Annotated in this window: 14 protein-coding genes, 1 tRNA gene and 1 riboswitch; of the genes, 9 read left to right on the forward strand and 6 right to left on the reverse strand. The window is 67.0% G+C overall.

Translation table 11 applies throughout. The features are described from left to right. Entirely contained in the window at positions 1 to 1,410 is a 1,410-nt protein-coding gene (locus tag QP045_RS20865) for a S41 family peptidase (protein ID WP_422516937.1), read from the forward strand. 20 nt (positions 1,411 to 1,430) lie between these two features. On the opposite strand, the gene QP045_RS20870 is transcribed toward QP045_RS20865, so the two are convergent. The 3 genes from QP045_RS20870 to QP045_RS20880 all read right to left on the reverse strand — a co-directional run bounded on the left by QP045_RS20870 (position 1,431) and on the right by QP045_RS20880 (position 3,699). Continuing rightward, complete coding sequence (locus QP045_RS20870) at positions 1,431 to 1,946, reverse strand: ferritin-like domain-containing protein (RefSeq protein WP_422516938.1); 516 nt, start codon at positions 1,944 to 1,946, stop codon at positions 1,431 to 1,433. Positions 1,947 to 2,184: 238 nt separating this feature from the next. Continuing rightward, positions 2,185 to 3,009, reverse strand: a complete 825-nt coding sequence (locus QP045_RS20875; RefSeq protein ID WP_422516939.1) for a hypothetical protein — start codon at positions 3,007 to 3,009, stop codon at positions 2,185 to 2,187. 60 nt (positions 3,010 to 3,069) lie between these two features. Beyond that, positions 3,070 to 3,699, reverse strand: coding sequence for an SOS response-associated peptidase family protein (locus QP045_RS20880; protein ID WP_422516940.1), 630 nt, complete (start codon positions 3,697 to 3,699; stop codon positions 3,070 to 3,072). Between the two features lie 180 nt (positions 3,700 to 3,879). Here QP045_RS20880 and QP045_RS20885 point away from each other — a divergent pair, with 180 nt between their 5' ends. After that, positions 3,880 to 4,314, forward strand: a complete 435-nt coding sequence (locus QP045_RS20885; RefSeq protein ID WP_422516941.1) for a PRC-barrel domain containing protein — start codon at positions 3,880 to 3,882, stop codon at positions 4,312 to 4,314. A gap of 312 nt (positions 4,315 to 4,626) precedes the next feature. Further along, entirely contained in the window at positions 4,627 to 5,397 is a 771-nt protein-coding gene (locus tag QP045_RS20890; RefSeq protein WP_422516942.1) for a DUF3800 domain-containing protein, read from the forward strand. A 152-nt stretch (positions 5,398 to 5,549) separates the two neighbouring features. Here the strand turns inward: QP045_RS20890 and QP045_RS20895 are convergent, their stop codons facing one another. Next, positions 5,550 to 6,305, reverse strand: a complete 756-nt coding sequence (locus QP045_RS20895; protein WP_422516943.1) for a DUF4019 domain-containing protein — start codon at positions 6,303 to 6,305, stop codon at positions 5,550 to 5,552. Between the two features lie 114 nt (positions 6,306 to 6,419). Next, positions 6,420 to 8,285 carry a phosphomethylpyrimidine synthase ThiC gene (gene thiC, locus QP045_RS20900; protein ID WP_422516944.1) on the reverse strand — a complete coding sequence of 622 codons (1,866 nt, stop codon included), beginning with the start codon at positions 8,283 to 8,285 and terminating at the stop codon, positions 6,420 to 6,422. 28 nt (positions 8,286 to 8,313) lie between these two features. After that, positions 8,314 to 8,423: riboswitch (TPP riboswitch) on the reverse strand. A gap of 110 nt (positions 8,424 to 8,533) precedes the next feature. On the opposite strand from thiC, the gene QP045_RS20905 reads away from it, so the two are divergent. The 3 genes from QP045_RS20905 to QP045_RS20915 all read left to right on the forward strand — a co-directional run bounded on the left by QP045_RS20905 (position 8,534) and on the right by QP045_RS20915 (position 11,680). After that, a tRNA-Arg gene (locus tag QP045_RS20905) sits at positions 8,534 to 8,610 on the forward strand. Positions 8,611 to 8,853: 243 nt separating this feature from the next. Next, positions 8,854 to 9,903: a DUF2776 family protein gene (locus QP045_RS20910; RefSeq protein WP_422516945.1), complete on the forward strand. Its 1,050-nt coding sequence runs from the start codon at positions 8,854 to 8,856 to the stop codon at positions 9,901 to 9,903. Between the two features lie 235 nt (positions 9,904 to 10,138). Continuing rightward, on the forward strand, positions 10,139 to 11,680 hold the full coding sequence (locus tag QP045_RS20915) for a hypothetical protein (protein WP_422516946.1): 1,542 nt from the start codon (positions 10,139 to 10,141) through the stop codon (positions 11,678 to 11,680). Positions 11,681 to 11,702: 22 nt separating this feature from the next. On the opposite strand, the gene QP045_RS20920 is transcribed toward QP045_RS20915, so the two are convergent. Continuing rightward, positions 11,703 to 13,643, reverse strand: a complete 1,941-nt coding sequence (locus tag QP045_RS20920; protein ID WP_422516947.1) for a peptidase M61 — start codon at positions 13,641 to 13,643, stop codon at positions 11,703 to 11,705. Between the two features lie 409 nt (positions 13,644 to 14,052). Between QP045_RS20920 and QP045_RS20925 the strand changes: the two genes are divergently transcribed. From QP045_RS20925 to QP045_RS20935, 3 genes are all read left to right on the forward strand, one after another. Next, positions 14,053 to 14,277, forward strand: a complete 225-nt coding sequence (locus QP045_RS20925; RefSeq protein WP_422516948.1) for a hypothetical protein — start codon at positions 14,053 to 14,055, stop codon at positions 14,275 to 14,277. Positions 14,278 to 14,738: 461 nt separating this feature from the next. Further along, positions 14,739 to 15,848, forward strand: a complete 1,110-nt coding sequence (locus tag QP045_RS20930; RefSeq protein WP_422516949.1) for a sugar transferase — start codon at positions 14,739 to 14,741, stop codon at positions 15,846 to 15,848. Positions 15,849 to 16,494: 646 nt separating this feature from the next. Next, a complete protein-coding gene (locus QP045_RS20935; RefSeq protein ID WP_422516950.1) occupies positions 16,495 to 16,845 on the forward strand; it encodes a hypothetical protein in 351 nt (116 codons plus the stop codon). Positions 16,846 to 17,155: the final 310 nt, after the last annotated feature.

Below are 17,155 nucleotides of genomic sequence, written 5' to 3' on the forward strand. Positions count from 1 at the left end.
GTGGGTGCCGGCGGCGGCGGTTCGGGGGGCACGGTGGTGGCGGCGCCGACGCCGGCACCCACGCCGACCCCTACCCCGACGCAGACCGCGGGCTGTTCGCTCAGGGAGCGGCAGGACTGGGCGGCGGCGCAGATCAACGAATGGTATCTGTTCCCCGAGACGCTGCCTGCGCGGCTGGACCCGACGCCCTTTGCGAGCGTCGACGACTATGTCGACGCGCTGACCGCCAATGCGCGGGCGCAGGGGCGGGACCGGTTCTTCACCTATCGCACCTCGATCGCCGAGGAGAACGCCTATTATGACGCGGGGTCGAGCGCGGGCTTCGGGTTCCGGCTGGGGCTGACGAGCGACAACCGGCTGTTCGTGACCGAGGCATTCGAGGGCGCGCCGGCGCTGGCGGCGGGGCTGGATCGCGGCACCGAGATCCTCGCGATCGGCAATGACGCGGGCTCGCTGCGGACGGTCGCCAGCCTGGTGGGCACGGGCAGCGGCGATGCGCTCGACCAGGCGCTGGGCGGCAGCACGGCGGGTACGCGCCGGGTGATGCAGGTCCGCGACGCGACCGGCACCCGCAACGTGACGCTGGCGATGGCCGACTTTGCGTTGCAGCCGGTCTCCAACCGCTATGGCGCCAAGGTGCTGGACGATGGCGGGCGCAAGGTCGGCTATCTGAACCTGCGGACCTTCATCAACACCGCCGACCCGCAGCTGCGCCAGGCGTTCGCGAGCTTCCGCGCGCAGGGCGTCACCCAGCTGGTGGTGGACCTGCGCTACAATGGCGGCGGGCTGATCAGCATCGCCGAGCTGATGGGCGACCTGATGGGGGCCAACCGCCAGCCGAGCGAGGTGTTCACCCGGATCACCTTCCGCCCGTCCAAGGCGGAGAACAACGAGGTCACCACCTTCACGCCGCAGCCGGAGTCGATCGCCCCCACCCGGATCGCCTTCATCGGGAGCGGCGGCACCGCCTCTGCCAGCGAGATGGTGATCAACGGCTTCCTCCCCTATCTCGGCACCAACATGGCGCTGGTGGGGACCAACACCTATGGCAAGCCGGTCGGCCAGGTCGCGCTCGACAAGGGCGCGTGCGACGACCGGCTGCGGGTGATCGCGCTGGCCGTCCAGAACGCGGCGGGCAATGCCGACTATTACCGGGGCCTGGCCAACACGGTGCCGGCGACCTGCCAGTCCTATGACGACATCGGCTATCCGCTGGGCGACCCGCGCGAGGCGTCGCTGCGCCAGGCGCTGGACTATCTGGCCGGGCGCAGCTGCACGCCGATCCTGGGCGCCGCGGCCGGGACCGCGACCGGCACGGCACGCACCAATGGTGCCCTGGTTTCCGAGCGGCAACTGCTGACGCCGAGCCGGCCGACGCCGGCGCAGCGCGAGGTGCCGGGCCTGTTCTGACCCCGCACCCCGGCCGGTAGTTACGAGGCCTGCAGCTCCGCCGCGCGGTTGATGCGGGCCTCGGCCAGGTCGGAGAGCTTGGCGTCGGTCGCCTTTTCCTCGGCGAGATTCTCGTCGAGGATGGCGGCACAGTCGGGGCGGCCGAGCTCACGCGCCCAGGCGATCAGCGTGCCGTACTGGGCGATCTCATAATGCTCGACCATCTGCGCGCCAAAGGCGAGGGCGGCGTCAAGCACCTGCTTGTCGTCGATGTCGGCCGCAGTCGCGTTTGCCGCCTTGATGATGCCGTCGATCGCGGGGCATTTGGCCTCGTCGGGAGCGACGCCGTGCATTTCGAACACGCGCTCCAGCCGGGTGCGCTGGCCCTCGGTCTCGCGCAGGTGCTGCTGGAACCCGGCCTTGAGCGAGGGATCGGTCGCCATCTCGATCATCTGGGGCAGCGTCTCGAGGATCTGGCGCTCCGCATAATAGATGGTCTTGAGGCCGTGGACGAACAGGTCGTCGAGGGTGTGGATGTCGGCTCCGAACAGGCTCATGGGACAGCTCCTGGTTGCGAGGGGCGCCCGGCCTGGCGGCGGGACGCGCGACCCAAACGCATGGGGGCGGGGCGGGTGCCGCCGAAAACCGCGCCCGGCCCGGCATCCGGACGGGGCGTGCCGCGCGGAAGGTGAGGCTAAGGTGAGGCCAAGACGCTGCCCGTTCCCAGCCCCGTTCCCGGCCCCGTGCCGCGCCCCCGGCGGCGGAAGGTGAGGCTAAGGTGCGGCCAAGACGCGGTCACTCCCAGAACTCGCGGGGGGCCGGTCCGGGACGGTAGGCGCGCGCCTCTGCCCCGTCCGCCTCCACGCGCGGGCGGACGAAATGCTCGCGGTCGAACTCGGGATAGGTGCGGTAGAGGTCGCCCATCGCGGCGGCACCGTCGAGCGCGGCGTGGAGCTTTTCGGGGGGCATCAGCCGGTGGGGTTCGGCCGGGGGCACCGGGAAGAGCGCCGCCGTCGCCTGGGCAAGGGCCGCCGTGGGCGCGGCGACGGGATCGGCCGGGCGGGAGGCGGCGGGACGCGGTTCGGCCGGTTGCGCCGGGGCCGGCGCGCGCGGGCGCTCGACCCCGCCGAACCGCTCCGGCCGATAGGCGCGCAACAGGAACATCAGCAGCCGGTCGTTATATTGGCGGCGGGCGCCGATGCGGCAGCCGTTGCGGTCGAACACGGGCACGTCCACCCCCTCCAGCGCGCGCGAAAAGGCGACGGCGGCGAGATGATCGGCAGCGGCATCGAGCGCGGCGTCCCAGGCGCGCGCGAAGCTTTCGGCACCGGGCGCGCGGCGCAGGCGATAGGCGCTCGCCACCGACATATCGACCGCCTCGCACGCGGCGGAGACGAGGCCGGTGTCGGCCAGTGCCTCGACAAAGCGGCGCTGGACGTCGGGCGACCAGCCGTCCGCACGCGGGCGGCGGGGCACCGGGCGCCATTCGAAATCATCGGGATCGAAGCCATGGGCGTCGAGCGGGGGTGTGGCCGGCGGCTGGGCCACAGGCGGGGTGGAGAGGGCATCGCGGGCCGAAGGGCCGGCGGGTGCAGCGGGCGGGGTGGCAGGATCGCGCATCGGCAAGGATAAGCCACAATGCGCGCGTGTAGGACAGGGCGCGCGCGTGCAGGACAGGGGCTAGCGGACTTGGCGCACCTCCAGGCTGCCGGGGGGAAGCGGCTGGCAGAGTTCGGCGGCGGGGACGGCGGGATCGAGCCAGCGGGCGCAGCGATCGAGCGGGACCACGACGACCTGGCGGTGGTGATAGGGGGCGACATCGGCCCCGGGCGGGCAGGTGAGCATCGACCAGGCCTCCCCCACCTGGGGATCGGTGCGCCAGATGCCGGCGATGCAGAACCAGGGCTGGTCGCGCAGGGAAAAGGCCCATTTCGACTTAGGGACGCGCCTGGGCTTCTTCTCGCCGGGCGGGTTCTCGCCGGGCGGGGGTGCGGGCGGATCGGTGAATTCGAAGAAGCCGTCGACCGGGATCAGGCAGCGGCTGGCATGCGCGATCCGGCGCCCGTCCGACCGGAAGTTGTAGACGGGCTTTCCACCCGGACCGGGCCAGCTCCAGCGGCGGGTGACCATCTCCGCCTCTTGCGGCGCATCGGCGGCGGGGCGGATGATTTCCACCCGGTCGGTGATCTTGAAGCTTTCGAGGGCTGCGAAGTTGGGGATTCCTTCGGGAAAGCGCAGCGGCACGCGCAGCTGGTGCCAGTCATCGCGGAGCTGACCGATCTGGGTGCGGCGATATGCTTCGTTGCACATGGGTAAGAGGTAGCGCGGCGGGGCGGTGGACGCGAGTCAGCCGCGCGCGTCCGGTCGGCTGCGGCGATCGGGTTGGTAAGGGGCCGGTTGGTCCCGGGCCGGATCGTCCCGGGAACCTGCGGGCTTGCTGCGGATTGTTAGACCCCGGGACAATGGCGCCCCATGGCGAGGAGTCGCATCATGGCAATTAACCGCATCCCCCTCCTCATCGCACTCGTCGCCGGGCTGGCGGCGTGCGAGAGCCAGGCCGAGAAACAGGCCGACGCCGTCGAACGCCAGATCGAGAAGGAGGCCAAGGCCAGCGCCGCCGCTGCCGGGGACGCGCTGGTGGCGCTGAACCTGACCGAGCGGCAATTGCTGGACGCCGACCTGATCGCGGCGGACGGCACCGAGCTTGGCGACATCGTCATGGTGCAGCGTGACCCGTCGGGCGCGGTCAGCGGGCTGCTGGTCGAGGTCGAGGACAGCGATCCCGACCGCTTCGTCGTCGTGCCGCTGGCGGGCCTGACGACCCGACCCGACGGCGCGGAGTTCGACGTGGTGACCACCATGACCGCGCGCGACATCGCCGCACTGCCGGACGCACCGCTTCCCAAGCCCGCCACGCAGCGCTGACGCGGGGGCGGGGGGGAATACCGCCCGGTTGGTGATGTTGAAGCCTTCGTGGGGCGCGCGATCGGGCGCCCCTTCGGGAAGCTCAGTCGTGGTTGCACATGGGCGAGACTGTGAGCTGATCGTAAAGCTCGATCGAGAGATGGCTCTTTCTCGCCCTGAAGAGACCAAGGCGAGTTGCTCGTAGGCTATCGGCAAAAAGTGGTGGGATGAGAGCAGAGGCTGGCGCTACTAGACGTGCCTCCCAATAGCCGCTGTGAGCGGAACGGGGCCTAACATATTGAGGTTTATCGAAGTGCGATCTACCTTTCCTCTATGCACTTACTGTTCATAGACGAGAGCGGCACTCCACCGAAGCCAGCAGATGAGAAGCATAGTTACTTCGTCATCGCTGGCTTAGTGATCCCTGAGGATCGCTGGCCTGGTTTGCGTGACAAGCTGATTGGCTTGAAAAGAGCCTCCGGGTACCGAGGGGAGTTAAAGTGGCGCTTTTTTGCACCTAATAACGCAGACAGCGACAACCCGATGCTCGGTTGGGAGCAGGCAGCTAAAAACGATATGCGAGATCGCGTCTTCAAGATCATTACAGAAGCTAAATCTTGTAGAATTATAGCTTGCGCTTCAGAAGGAAGAACAGCGTACGGGCTCGGAAACGTGAATAGCCAAGACGACTTGTACTTCCGCACTTACAAGCCGGTTACAGAGCGTTTTCAATACTTCCTTCAGGATGTGACACGCGCAAGTGGCAGGGATACTTACGGGATCATCGTTGCGGATCATCGGGGCAAAGGCGATGATGATAGTATGCGGCTGAGGCACGAGCGCCTGATAAGAGAGGCCGGTAAATACACTTCTGACTATGCAAATTTCATTGAAGGCTTGTTCTTCTCGCCATCCCATTTGAGCATCGGCATTCAGTTAGTCGATATGGTGGCAGGCGCGATTTGGCGCGCGCAAGCACATGGCGACCGGACTTGGTATGATAGGCTGAGGCCATCTTTTCGGGCCTCCAGCCAAGGCAAGATCGACGGCTTCGGTATCGTGCGCTTTCCGAAACGTGACTGGCAGGGCGATGTGCTGGATTGACGCCGGGTGAAGCCGTAGCCTCAACGTGCTAAGTGACGCACTCCCGGCAAACCGAATTTAGTGCATCGCCATTGACAAAGCAATCAGTTGGATAGGTGTCGGAACACGACTCGCCGCTGTAGCCATATAGCCCGACTTGGCGCGCTCCACCTTCACTCGATATACACCCCCACCACCTTCCAGCTCCCGCCTTCGCGGTCGAGCGATACGGTCTCCGTCGCGCCGCGCCTGTTCTCGAAATCGGTGCGGAAGCGGACCATGCGGTAGCCGTTGGGCGGTGCGGGAACGTCGGCTTCGCCGAGCAGCTGGCGCGACAGCATGCGGCCAAGGGGCACCCGTGCTTGTTCGGAGGCAGCCTGCCAGGCGACGACGGTGTTGAGCGTCTGAAACGACTGGCCGGTCGCGGCCCAGCTTTCCTGCCACTTGCCGGCGTCCACCAGCGCGAGCCAGTCGGCCGCAGCGCGGGTGGCGGCGCTCTCGGTCGCGGGCGCGGTGGCGGGCGGGGTGCCGGCTTGCGGTGCCTGGGTAGGGGCGGACAAGGCGAGCAGGGTGACCAGGAACGGGATCATGGCGAGTCCTCCGATGGCCCAGGCCGTCTTCGGGGGTGAAGGCGGCTTGGCGCTGGGCTGTGCGGAGTGCTGATCGATCGGCGCGGGCGGGGCATCCCCGAACCTTGTGTCTCCGAGGTTTTGGGGGATGGCCTCGCGCTGGCGGAGCAGGCGGGCGGCCTCCTTGCTGGTGGAGACGGAAAGCTTGCGGCGGGCATCGCGCAGGCGTTCGTTGATCGTGTGTACCGACAGATCGAGGTGGCGCGCCATTGACTTGGCGTCATGCCCCTCCAGCAGCAGGCGAAGCGTCTGCTTCTCCTTCTCGGTGAGTGCCTGAAGCCCGTCGACCATGACCGCCATTCCCTGTCCTTTCGGGAGCGGATGCTAGGGGGCGGGCGGGGTGCGGGTCACCCCGAAATCCTTGTACCTGGAGGTGGTCCGCCGCAGCGATCGGGACCGTTGCGGCGGGGCCGGTTACTCGGCGGCGGGGAGGTAGACCTCGCTGCCCTTTTCGCGGAAGCGCTCGCTCATTTCGGCCATGCCGGCCTCTGCATCCTCAGCCGCGACGAAGCTTTCGACGGGGGCGTTCTGCTTCGCGGCAAATTCCCGAACCTCCTGCGTGATCTTCATCGAGCAGAATTTCGGCCCGCACATGGAGCAGAAGTGCGCGGTCTTGGCGCCTTCGGCCGGGAGCGTCTGGTCGTGGTAGCTCTCTGCCGTGTCGGGATCGAGGCTGAGGTTGAACTGGTCGCGCCAGCGGAACTCGAAGCGGGCGCGGCTGAGCGCGTCGTCGCGCAGCTTGGCGGCGGGGTGCCCCTTGGCGAGATCGGCGGCATGGGCGGCGAGCTTGTAGGTGACGACGCCGACCTTCACGTCGTCGCGGTCGGGCAGGCCCAGATGCTCCTTGGGCGTGACGTAGCAGAGCATCGCGGTGCCGTACCAGCCGATCATCGCGGCACCGATGCCGGAGGTGATGTGGTCATAGCCCGGCGCGATATCGGTGGTGAGCGGCCCGAGGGTGTAGAAGGGCGCCTCTCCGCACGCCTCCAGCTGCTTGTCCATATTCTCCTTGATCTTGTGCATCGGCACATGGCCGGGGCCCTCGATCATGACCTGGACGTCCTGGTCCCAGGCGCGCTTGGTGAGCTCACCCAGGGTGTAGAGCTCGGAGAACTGGGCCTCGTCATTGGCGTCGGCGATGGAGCCGGGGCGCAGGCCGTCGCCGAGCGAATAGGCGATGTCATACGCCTTCATGATCTCGGTGATCTCGTCGAAGCGCTCGTAGAGGAAGCTCTCCTTGTGATGCGCCAGGCACCATTTCGCCATGATCGAGCCGCCGCGGCTGACGATGCCGGTGACGCGCTTGGCCGTCATCGGGATGTAGGGCAGGCGGACGCCGGCGTGGATGGTGAAATAGTCGACGCCCTGTTCGGCCTGTTCGATCAGCGTGTCGCGGAAGATCTCCCAGGTCAGCTCCTCGGCGATGCCGCCGACCTTTTCGAGCGCCTGGTAGATGGGCACGGTGCCGATCGGCACGGGCGAGTTGCGGAGAATCCATTCGCGCGTGTCGTGGATGTTGCGACCGGTGGAGAGGTCCATCACCGTGTCGGCGCCCCAGCGGATCGACCAGACGAGCTTGTCGACTTCGGCCGCGACGTTGGAGGCGACGGCGGAATTGCCGATGTTGGCGTTGATCTTGACCAGGAAGTTGCGGCCGATCGCCATCGGCTCGGATTCGGGGTGGTTGATGTTGTTGGGGATGATCGCGCGGCCGCGGGCGACCTCGTCCCGGACGAATTCGGGCGTCACGAAATCGGGGATGGCGGCGCCCCAGCTGTTGCCGTCGCGGGTCGCAGCCTCGTGCATGGCCGAGCGGCCGAGATTCTCGCGGGCGGCGACATATTCCATCTCGGGCGTGATGATGCCGCGCCTGGCATAGTGCATCTGGCTGACGTTCATGCCCGGCTTTGCGCGCAGCGGCCGGTGGATGCGGCGCGGGAACTGCGGCACGCCGCCGGAGCGGTCGGGGCCGAGCTGGCCATTGTCCTCGGGCCGGATCTCGCGCGCGTCATAGGCCTCGACATCGCCGCGCGCCTCGATCCAGGCGCGGCGCAGGGGCGGGAGGCCGCCCGAAATGTCGATCTCTGCCGCGGGATCGGTATAGGGGCCGGAGGTGTCGTAGACGCGCAAGGGCGGCTCACCGGAGCTGGGGTCGAGGTCGATCTCGCGCATCGCCACGCGGACGGCGGGGTTGCCGGGGGCGGGGATGTGCACCTTGCGCGAGCCCCGGATGGGGCCGGTGGTTACGCCGATAGAAGTCGTTGCCGGTATGTCTGCCATGGTTCCACTCCACTTGGAGGAAACGGGCGTTGGCCGACCGCTCCCTCCCTACGCCGGTGTCAGCCGGATCAGGTTCAGCGGGTCATGGGCTCCTGCCCACCTCTCAACCGCGGCATAGCGGTCCCCCGGGGATGGCCGGAGTGTACGCGCGATCGGGGACGAGGCCAAGCGATGATGCGCAACGGGCGGGTGGCAGCGAAAACGGCTGGCGTCGGGGCAAAGGCTTTGCTAGTCGGCTCCACCGGCCGGCACCCGTAGCTCAGCTGGATAGAGCGCTGCCCTCCGAAGGCAGAGGCCACAGGTTCGAATCCTGTCGGGTGCACCATTTCTTCTCCCCTGTGATCGACGTTGCGGTGCGTTGCGCCGCCATCGCGGGTGGCGTGCGTCCGGTTGCACGATTTTTCCTGCAGGCCGCGGCGCGCCGCGTCGTGACCAGCGGTCCGACAAAGGGCCACCGTATCTTTGCCTATTGGTTGCGTGGTGGACGCGGAGTCATCTGGCACGCTGAGGCTTGACGGCGAGCCCCGGACGTAGCGCGCCTGTATCCACCGAACCCCGAGGCTCTTCCGTGAACTACTGGATCAGCATCCTCTTCCGGATCATCCCCCTCGCCATGGGCGCGGTGTGCCTCGCCCTGGGGCTTTACGTTCGGGCGGGGGGGGGCGACGCCAACCATTTTGTCGCCGGCCATGTGCTGATCTCGCTGACCGCGATCTGCATCGCGCTGTTCACGACGGCAGCCATGATCATCCGGCAACTCACCCATACGTTCAGCCGGACATGGATGATCGTCCTGCCGATCATCGGCTATGGGGTCGCCCTGACGACCGCGGCCTGGGGGCTGCTGATCGTGCAGCAGGGAAGCGTGCCCAGCTTCGTCGCCGGCCATGTCGTGTTCGGCGTCGGCCTGATCGCGGCCTGTGTGAGTACGGTCGCGACGGCGTCCAGCGCCTTCACGCTGATCCCCAGGAACGCGCACGGCCGTGCGGAGGACGGCACGCCCTGCGAGGCCTATAGCGCCGCAGTTGGCGCCGGGCTGATCTGCATTCCGGTGGCGGCGACGCTTCTGGGTGCGGTCTGGGCGGCAATGTTGCTGCGGCAAGAGGCGCACACGCCGGACTTCGTCGCCGGGCATGTCCTGATGGGTATCTCGGCGATCTGTGCGAGCCTCATTTCTCTGGTTTCAACGGTGGTGCGACAGGTCCGCAACCAGTTCGGCGAGGCCGAGCGGTGGCTCTGGACGCTCTGGGTCCTGTTGATGGGGGCTGCGACCTTCGGCTGGGGCCTCGACGTCCTGTTCGGATCCGATCGGCCGGAGCGGATCGCCCCGGGCTGCATCCTGCTCGGGCTGGGCATGGTGTGTTTCAGTATTGTCTCAAAGGTGTGGCTGCTGGCGTTGACCTGGCGCCGCGAATGCGCGCTGGCCAATCGCATTCCGCTGATCCCGGTCCTGACGTGCCTCGCCTGTCTGTTCTTTTCCACGTTCCTGGCGGAAGCCGCGATGGCGGATCCCGGCTTCTTCGTTCCGGCGCGCGTGCTCGCAGGCCTGGGCGCTGTGTGCTTCACGCTGTTTTCCATCGTGTCGATCCTGGAGGCGGGAACGTCGGGCAAGGGATAGGGCACCCGCCATTGTCCCCGCGTTTTCGGCCCGAGCGCTGGCCGTGGCAGTGCGCAGCGCACGGAGCGGCGAATTTTTCGAGTCATCGAGAAGTTCTGGAGCCGATGGCAAGGCGGAGGAACTTGCAGACTTCTTGAGCGGAAGGTGTCGAGCTGCGTTCATCCTTGGGTTCGGCAAGATGCTGACAGGGCTGAACAAGTTGGGTAGGCTGCGCGCCAGGATGAGGGGGCACAACATGCGTCGTTCGATCGGGCTGGCGTCGGTGATGATGGGCTTCGCCCTGGGGCTGGCGGCGCCGGCAAAGGCGGAATGGTACCAGGCGACGTCGAAGCACTTCATCGTCTATGCCGAGGGCAGTAGCGCGCGGGTGCAGGAACGGGCGGAGGAACTGGAACGGTTCGACAGCGTGTTCCGCTACCTCCAGAACGTGCCCGCGAGCCCCGACGAAGAAGCGAACAAGCTGACGGTCTATGTCGTGTCCGACGACGACGCGGTTCGGCGGCTGTACGGTTCCACCAGCGCGGGCATCGCCGGCTTTTACCAGGGGCGGGCGAGCGGGTCCGTCGCCTTTACCCCGCGAGCAATGGACGGCGCGCGCAACGAAGCGCGGATCATCCTCTTCCACGAATATGGCCACCACCTGCTGCTGGGCAATTTCGCCGCCGCCTATCCGGCCTGGTTTTCCGAAGGCTATGCGGAGTTCCTGTCGACGGCGTCCTTCGACAAGGAATATGCCTGGATCGGCAAGGCCGCGGTGCACCGGGCCTATACGCTGCTGCAGGGTGAGAAACTGTCCGCCAGCGACCTGTTTTCCCTGAACATGCGCACGATCCGCAAGAACCAGGTGCCGGCGCTCTATGCGCGCGGGTGGCTGCTCACCCATTATGTCATGATCGGTTCGGGCAAGGAACGGCGCGACCAGTTCAGCAAGTATCTGCAGGCCCTGAACGCGGGCAAGCCCGGCATCGACGCGGCGCGGGAAGCGTTCGGCGACCTGAAACAGTTGGACAAGGAACTCGACGCCGTACTGAAAAATCGCACCATTCCGGCATTGCGCTTCGTCCTCGACAAGCTGCCGCAGCCGGTGGTGCAGGTGCGTGCCCTCACGCCGGGAGAGAAGGCGATGATCGGGCTGCGCATGCGGTCGGACCGGGGTGTCAGCAGGGAGACGGCGCAGCCGATCCTGAAGGACGCGATCCCGATCGGCGAGCGCTATCCCGACGATGCGGTCGTCCAGGGGTGGCTTGCCGAAATGGCGCTGGACGCGGGACGCTATGACCTGGCCGAAGCGGCCGCCGACCGCGCGCTGGCGATCGATCCCAGGTCGTCGCAGGCGCTGATCTACAAGGCACAGGTGCGCATGAACCGCGCGCGCGAGGCGAAGGTCACCGACCCGGCGGTATGGGACGAAGCCCGCAAATGGCTGTTACGGGCGAACAAGGTCGACCCCAACGACGCCTATACGCTGCTGCTGTTTTATTCGAGCTATGGCCAGGCGGGCATGGTCCCCACCACCAATGCCAAGGACGCGCTGGCGCGCGCGCACGAACTGGTTCCGCAGGATCCCGAACTGCGCCTTGCCTATGCGTTCCAGTCGCTGGCCGACGACCGGGTCGAGGACGCCAAGAGGGCGTTGCGGCCGCTCGCCTACTCCGCGCACGCCGGCCCCGACAACAAGGCAGCCCAGATGCTCGCGATGCTGGAGGCCAACAAGTCCGCCAGGGAAGTGATGGGCGCGCAGTCGGTCGCCATCGGCAGCGGTCCGGAAGCGGATTGAGCCGGCCCTCCGGGGGCCGCGATCAGGGGCCCGTGGGAGCCGCGTCCGCCGGGTCGGGGCGCGGGGCGAGCAATGCCGCAAGCGTGTCGGGCCGTCCGGCGATCCGTTCGAGCCGGGGATAGCGCAACGGGCCGGCATAGGGGATGGAAACCTCAGAGCGCTGGCCGTCCTGTTCGATGGTGAGGACCAAAGGCTGGCGGGCGGAAGCGCGCACGGCGGCGAGCAGCGCCTCGGTCCCGAAGGGTGCGGCGTGGACGGCGACGATCCGGATCCCCGGTCGCATGCCGGCGCGGAAGGCGGGGCCGTTCCAGGCGACGGTGCGCACGGCGCCGTCGGGGCGCGTCGTCAGCCCGATCGAGTAGGTGAGGTCGCTGACCCCGGCCTCTTCCTCGCCGGCGCGAAAGGCCGGGCTGGGCGTGTCGGCGAAGACCAGCCGCCAGCCGTGCCGGGTGAGCCCGCGGGTCGTGTCGAGCTCGTCATGCGCATCGATCCAGCCGCGCAGGAAGCCGGCCCAGTCGGCGGGCACGACCGTGTTGAGTGCGTCGCACAGATCCTCGAAGCGGTAGGTGCGGGTCGGCGCATCGGGCGACGCCCCGGCAAAGAAGGCGCGCGCGAAATCGTCGATGCCGCGCCGCCCGCCGCTCCGCTCGCGCAGCTCGGCATCGACGGCCAGCCACAAGAGGACGCCTTCCGAATAATAGTCCCGCCGCCGCTGCCAATCGCGCCATGGCACCGGCTGGCGCAGCATGAACGACGGATAGTGGACGTCGTCCGACAGCGGGCGCCAGGCGCGGCCCGGGCGCGTGGCGATCTCTGCCGCCTCGATCGCGAGTCTGTCGCGCAGCTCGGCCGGGGTGAACTGGCCGGCGCGCGTGGCGAGCACCCGGCCCCAGAATTCGGTCTGCCCCTCGTACATCCACAACAGGCTGCCGGCGACGGGCACGTTGGGGGTGGGCGCCCAGAGGTCGGCGGGCGTGCGGTAAAAGCCGTTCCAGGCGTGCACGATCTCATGCGCGATGAGGTCGCGGGACAGGATCTGGCCGGGCCAGTCCCGGAAGTGCGTGGACGCCAGTTCATTCTCGCTGGAGGCGCGATGCTCGGTCCCGCCCGAGGAACCGTCGTCGCTCATCCGGGCGAGGATCTCGTAGCGGGCGAAGGGCGCCGAACCGAATACCGCCCGCATCTGGATGATGAGGGCCCGCAGCTCCGCGAGCCGCGCGGCCGGGACGACGAGATCGTCGGGGCGCAGGGCGACGAGATCGAGCGACACCGCACCCTCCCCGGGGGCGGTCAGCGGCAGCCGGGCGGTATGGCGTCCGGCGAGCACGGGGGCGTCGAGCAGCGTCTCCACCGTCGTTTGGTCGAAGCGGATGGCGGCATTGTCGTGGCGCGCGACCTTCAGGGAGGTGAAGGGGCGCAATCCCGCGGGCAGGACCAGCGTGGGTGCGACCGCGATGTTCCGGGCGTACCAACCTGCCGGATAGAGGAGCAGCCGCTGCCACGGGATCGCGACGATATCCGGGGTGAGCAGCGCGCCCCCGGCGACCATCTGGAAGCGCACGTCTACCGCGTGCGTGCCGGGCGGCACGTCGAGGTGGAAGGCATGCGGGGTGTAAGGATCGCGCCGCCACGGGATGCGCCGCCCCGCCGCCTCGATGGTCAGTCCCGCGAGATCGGTGACGGTGAGGCTGGGCCCGTGGCTCGCCGCCTCCCATTGCGGATAAAGCAGCGTGACCGTGGCGCCCGCCGCGACCGGAATGCGCTGCTGCACGGTGAAGATGCGGCGGCGGACGTCGGTCGCGTCGACGCGGAGGGCGATGACCCCCTCGAACGGATGATCGACCGGGGCCGCGACGGTGGGCGGGGGATCGGCATAGACGGGGCCGCGCTGCGCAGCCACCGAGGCGAGGGGAAGCGCGAGCGCGAGAGACGTCGCCACCATGCGGCCGAGCCGAAGTGTCACCGCAATGTCCTCCCTTGCACGCGCCGCGCGCCCTCGCCCCAGCGAAGGTTCTGAAAGCCCTTTGAGAGAGATGCAACGGCGGGCTCAGGTCGGTCGCGCAGGAACCTCTGGGTTGCGCTGACCACAGCGGCGATGGACGCGTGGGGCGGGGCAGTAGCGCATGCGGCTGAAGGCGGTGCGGAGCGCCCGGGATAAGCGTTCGGGAGAGTCGAACAGGAAGATCTTTCGCACTGCATCCGCCATGCGCGCGGCATGAATATGCCTTTTGTGTCGCCCAAAGTGATCGGGGGGAGCGGGGACCAGCGCGCTCGCTTTGAAGCCGCGCAAGAACTCCGCCGATCCGTGGTTCTGCAATCGTCAGAGGTCCCAAGCTGTTCCGAAGATTAGTGAAATCATCCCGGTTTGTGACATGGTTCTGATGCATGCGTTCCGACATCGTTTCGAAATGGATGAAATTAGCGGCAATCTGGGTAGAGAATCTGACGAACTAATTGTATGTGCGACCTCGGAACGCGGGGGCGATGCACTTGTTGGCTTTATCGAGACAGCGAAGGTGCGGATCGCGCGAATGGGGGTTCGCGGGGTTGGTCTGTATTCCAAAGCAGGTTTGCGGCGCAGTTCCGCGCCGTGGTGAACCTGTCGGATTCAGCAAAGGGGAGGGGGTTTTGAACGGTGGTATTCGCGACAACCCTGCATGCATCAGGCGGGCGCTAGATCCCGTGGTGCTCGGGGGTCTTCGGCAATTCCGAAATAGGGAAGACGGGGCCGGGCGGGCCGCCTTGAGCGGCACGGTATGGCACTGAAATGAACGCGAATGTGCATGATACGGTCGCACACGGACGGCGGGATAGTGACCAGTATAAATGGCGCCCCTCCGGAGCGACGCTGCGCCTGCGCCTCTACTGTCTTCTCGCGGCAGCGGACGTATTGGTTCTGCTCCTGAGCTTGGGACTCGCGAACCTGGCAGTGCACGGAGCGGTTCTGGACGAATCTACATTGATCGTCGGCCGAGTCCTCGTCCCGCTGTACGTTGTCATCGCCGTCGCAGGCGGTGCGATTTCAATTCACAGCGGTTCGCACGCGCGATCCGGGATCATGCGAACGCATCGCGCGCTTACCATCGCCTTTGTCTCGTTCCTGCTGCTCGCATTCTCGCTGAAGACCTCCAGCGAGTTTTCGCGGATGTTCATTGCGGTCTCCTATGCCGCCGCGCTCGTGGGGCTGGGCGTTGTGCGGTTCTGGATTGCCGGCCGCGCATCCTCGCTCTTGGGCGGCAATCCTTGGGACACGATCCTGATCTGTGACGGGGGAACGGATCTGAGTGTGCCGGCCGACTGCAATCTGGTGCTTCATGCCGGCGGCATGCTGAGTCCGCTCAACCGTTCTCCGGAGATGTTCGACCAGTTCGCGCGCTCGATCGGCAAGGCCGACCGCGTGGTCGTGCGCTGCCCGGCAGAGCGGCGCGCGGCCTGGATGGCCGTGTTGCAGGGACTGAACGTGCAGGGTGAGATCCAGGCGTCCGAATTGCGGCACCTCGCCCCCCAGGCACTTTCGTTCAGCGGTTCCGAGCCTACGATCGTCGTGGCGCAGGGGCCACTGGCGGTGCGCGAGCGCATCCTGAAGCGGATCGTCGACATCTGTATCAGCGGGGTGGCGATCCTGTTGCTGCTGCCGGTGTTCGCCGCGGCGGCTGCCGCCATCCGGCTGACGAGCCCGGGGCCCGTCTTCTTCAAGCAGGTCCGGGTTGGGCGGCAGAACCGCAAGTTCACGATGTTCAAGTTTCGTTCGATGTATATCGAGAAGGCCGACTTCGGCGGCGTGAACTCGGCGTCGCGCGACGACAGCCGGATCACGCCTGTCGGCCGGTGGCTGCGGCGTACGAGCATGGACGAACTGCCCCAGTTGCTGAACGTGCTGTTGGGCGACATGAGCATCGTGGGTCCGCGGCCGCATGCCCTCTCGTCGACTGCGGCGGACCTGTTGTTCTGGGAAATCGACCCCACCTACTGGAACCGACATGTCATCAAGCCGGGCCTGACGGGGCTGGCGCAGGTTCGTGGGTTCCGGGGCGCCACCCTGCAGCGGGACGACCTTGAGCGGCGCTTGAACGCGGACATGGAATATATCCGCAACTGGAGCCTGCAGCTGGACTTCCTGATCCTGATCAGGACGGCAATGGTTCTGGTGCACCGGAACGCCTATTAAGGCCGGCCCTTCCGCGTCGTCTTGAATAGGGATGACGCGGGGGAAGGGTTGGTAAGCGACGGCAGCGGCAGCGGCGATGGCGCCTGAACGGAAGCCGCTGCCGGCCCTCGATCAAGATCGCGCCGGCGAAGCCGATCGCCGAGGCTACGCCTTCACGAAGCGCCTGGGCGTCGCCGAGCGCCACGCTTGCGGAAGCGACGAACGCGGGAACCAGGAAGTTGGAAGCCGCCGTCGCTTTAGCGCCATGTGGTGGACGGCCCGCACGCGGGCGGGGACAGCGGCGGGCTGGGCGCCGATCAGCACGAGGCGCGGGCGGCTTTGCAATAGCCGCCGCTCCTCTGCCGGACCCGTCGCCCGATCCCGAGCAACCAGTGCCGGACCCGACTGTACGGTGGCAGCGAGTTCACGGCCGGCGGCGCGATGCTTCGCTGCCCCGTCAATGCATGGGTACACCAGTTCAGATCGGTGATTTGCATGTCGGACCACCCTGGGGAAGGCTTGGCGACCGACATGCTTAATCATCGGTACGAAGGGCGGGCTGTTCCCGCCAAGCGGGCTCCACCCCCCCCACGCCGCTGCGCAAGGATGCGGTGAACCGGAGAGGGGGTTCGCGCGTCGAGCAGGGCGCAACAACCGCGAGGATGCCATGACCGTCCGCAAGTTCGCCATTGCCGATGCCGCGTTCGAACGATCGCCCGGACAGACCGCCGACGTCTATGCCGGCAATGTCGTCGACCAGCGCGACGGGGCGCCGGTCACGATCGGCTATGGCCGCTATGGTCCCGACCAGAGCATCGACGAGCACATCGTCGTGGATGATGTGATGATCGTGCTGGAAGGGCGCATCTCGGTCGCGAGCGCGGACGGCACGGTTACGGCCGGGTCGGGCGAGATCATCCATATGCCCAAGGGGTCGCAGGTAACGATCCGGTCCCATGAGGAAGGCGCAGTTACCGCCTATGTCACCTATCCGCACTGGCAGCAGCCGGAAGGCTGAGCCCCGCGGGACGATGATTCCGGGCCGCTGGAACAAATTTCAGAAAACTGTCATCGAATCGCTTGACGGTTTGTTGGGTGTTCCGTAGAGGCCTGTTCACCGGACGGGGCGGCCTTCACGGCCTGCCAGGGACGGTTCTGAAACGCGAGGCACCGGGCCACTCCCGCAAGGGGGTGCAATTCGGCGCCGGCGTTTTGTTCTTTGACATTGTGATTTTGATGAAGGGACATGTGGGCGGCGGCTCCGGGTTCTGGCGTTCAAGGCGTCGGGTACTCGGTTAAAGCCAAGCCAGTTCATATGTCCTATTACA

This window comes from Sphingomonas sp. 3-13AW, from assembly GCF_049311085.1.
GTDB lineage: Bacteria > Pseudomonadota > Alphaproteobacteria > Sphingomonadales > Sphingomonadaceae > Sphingomonas.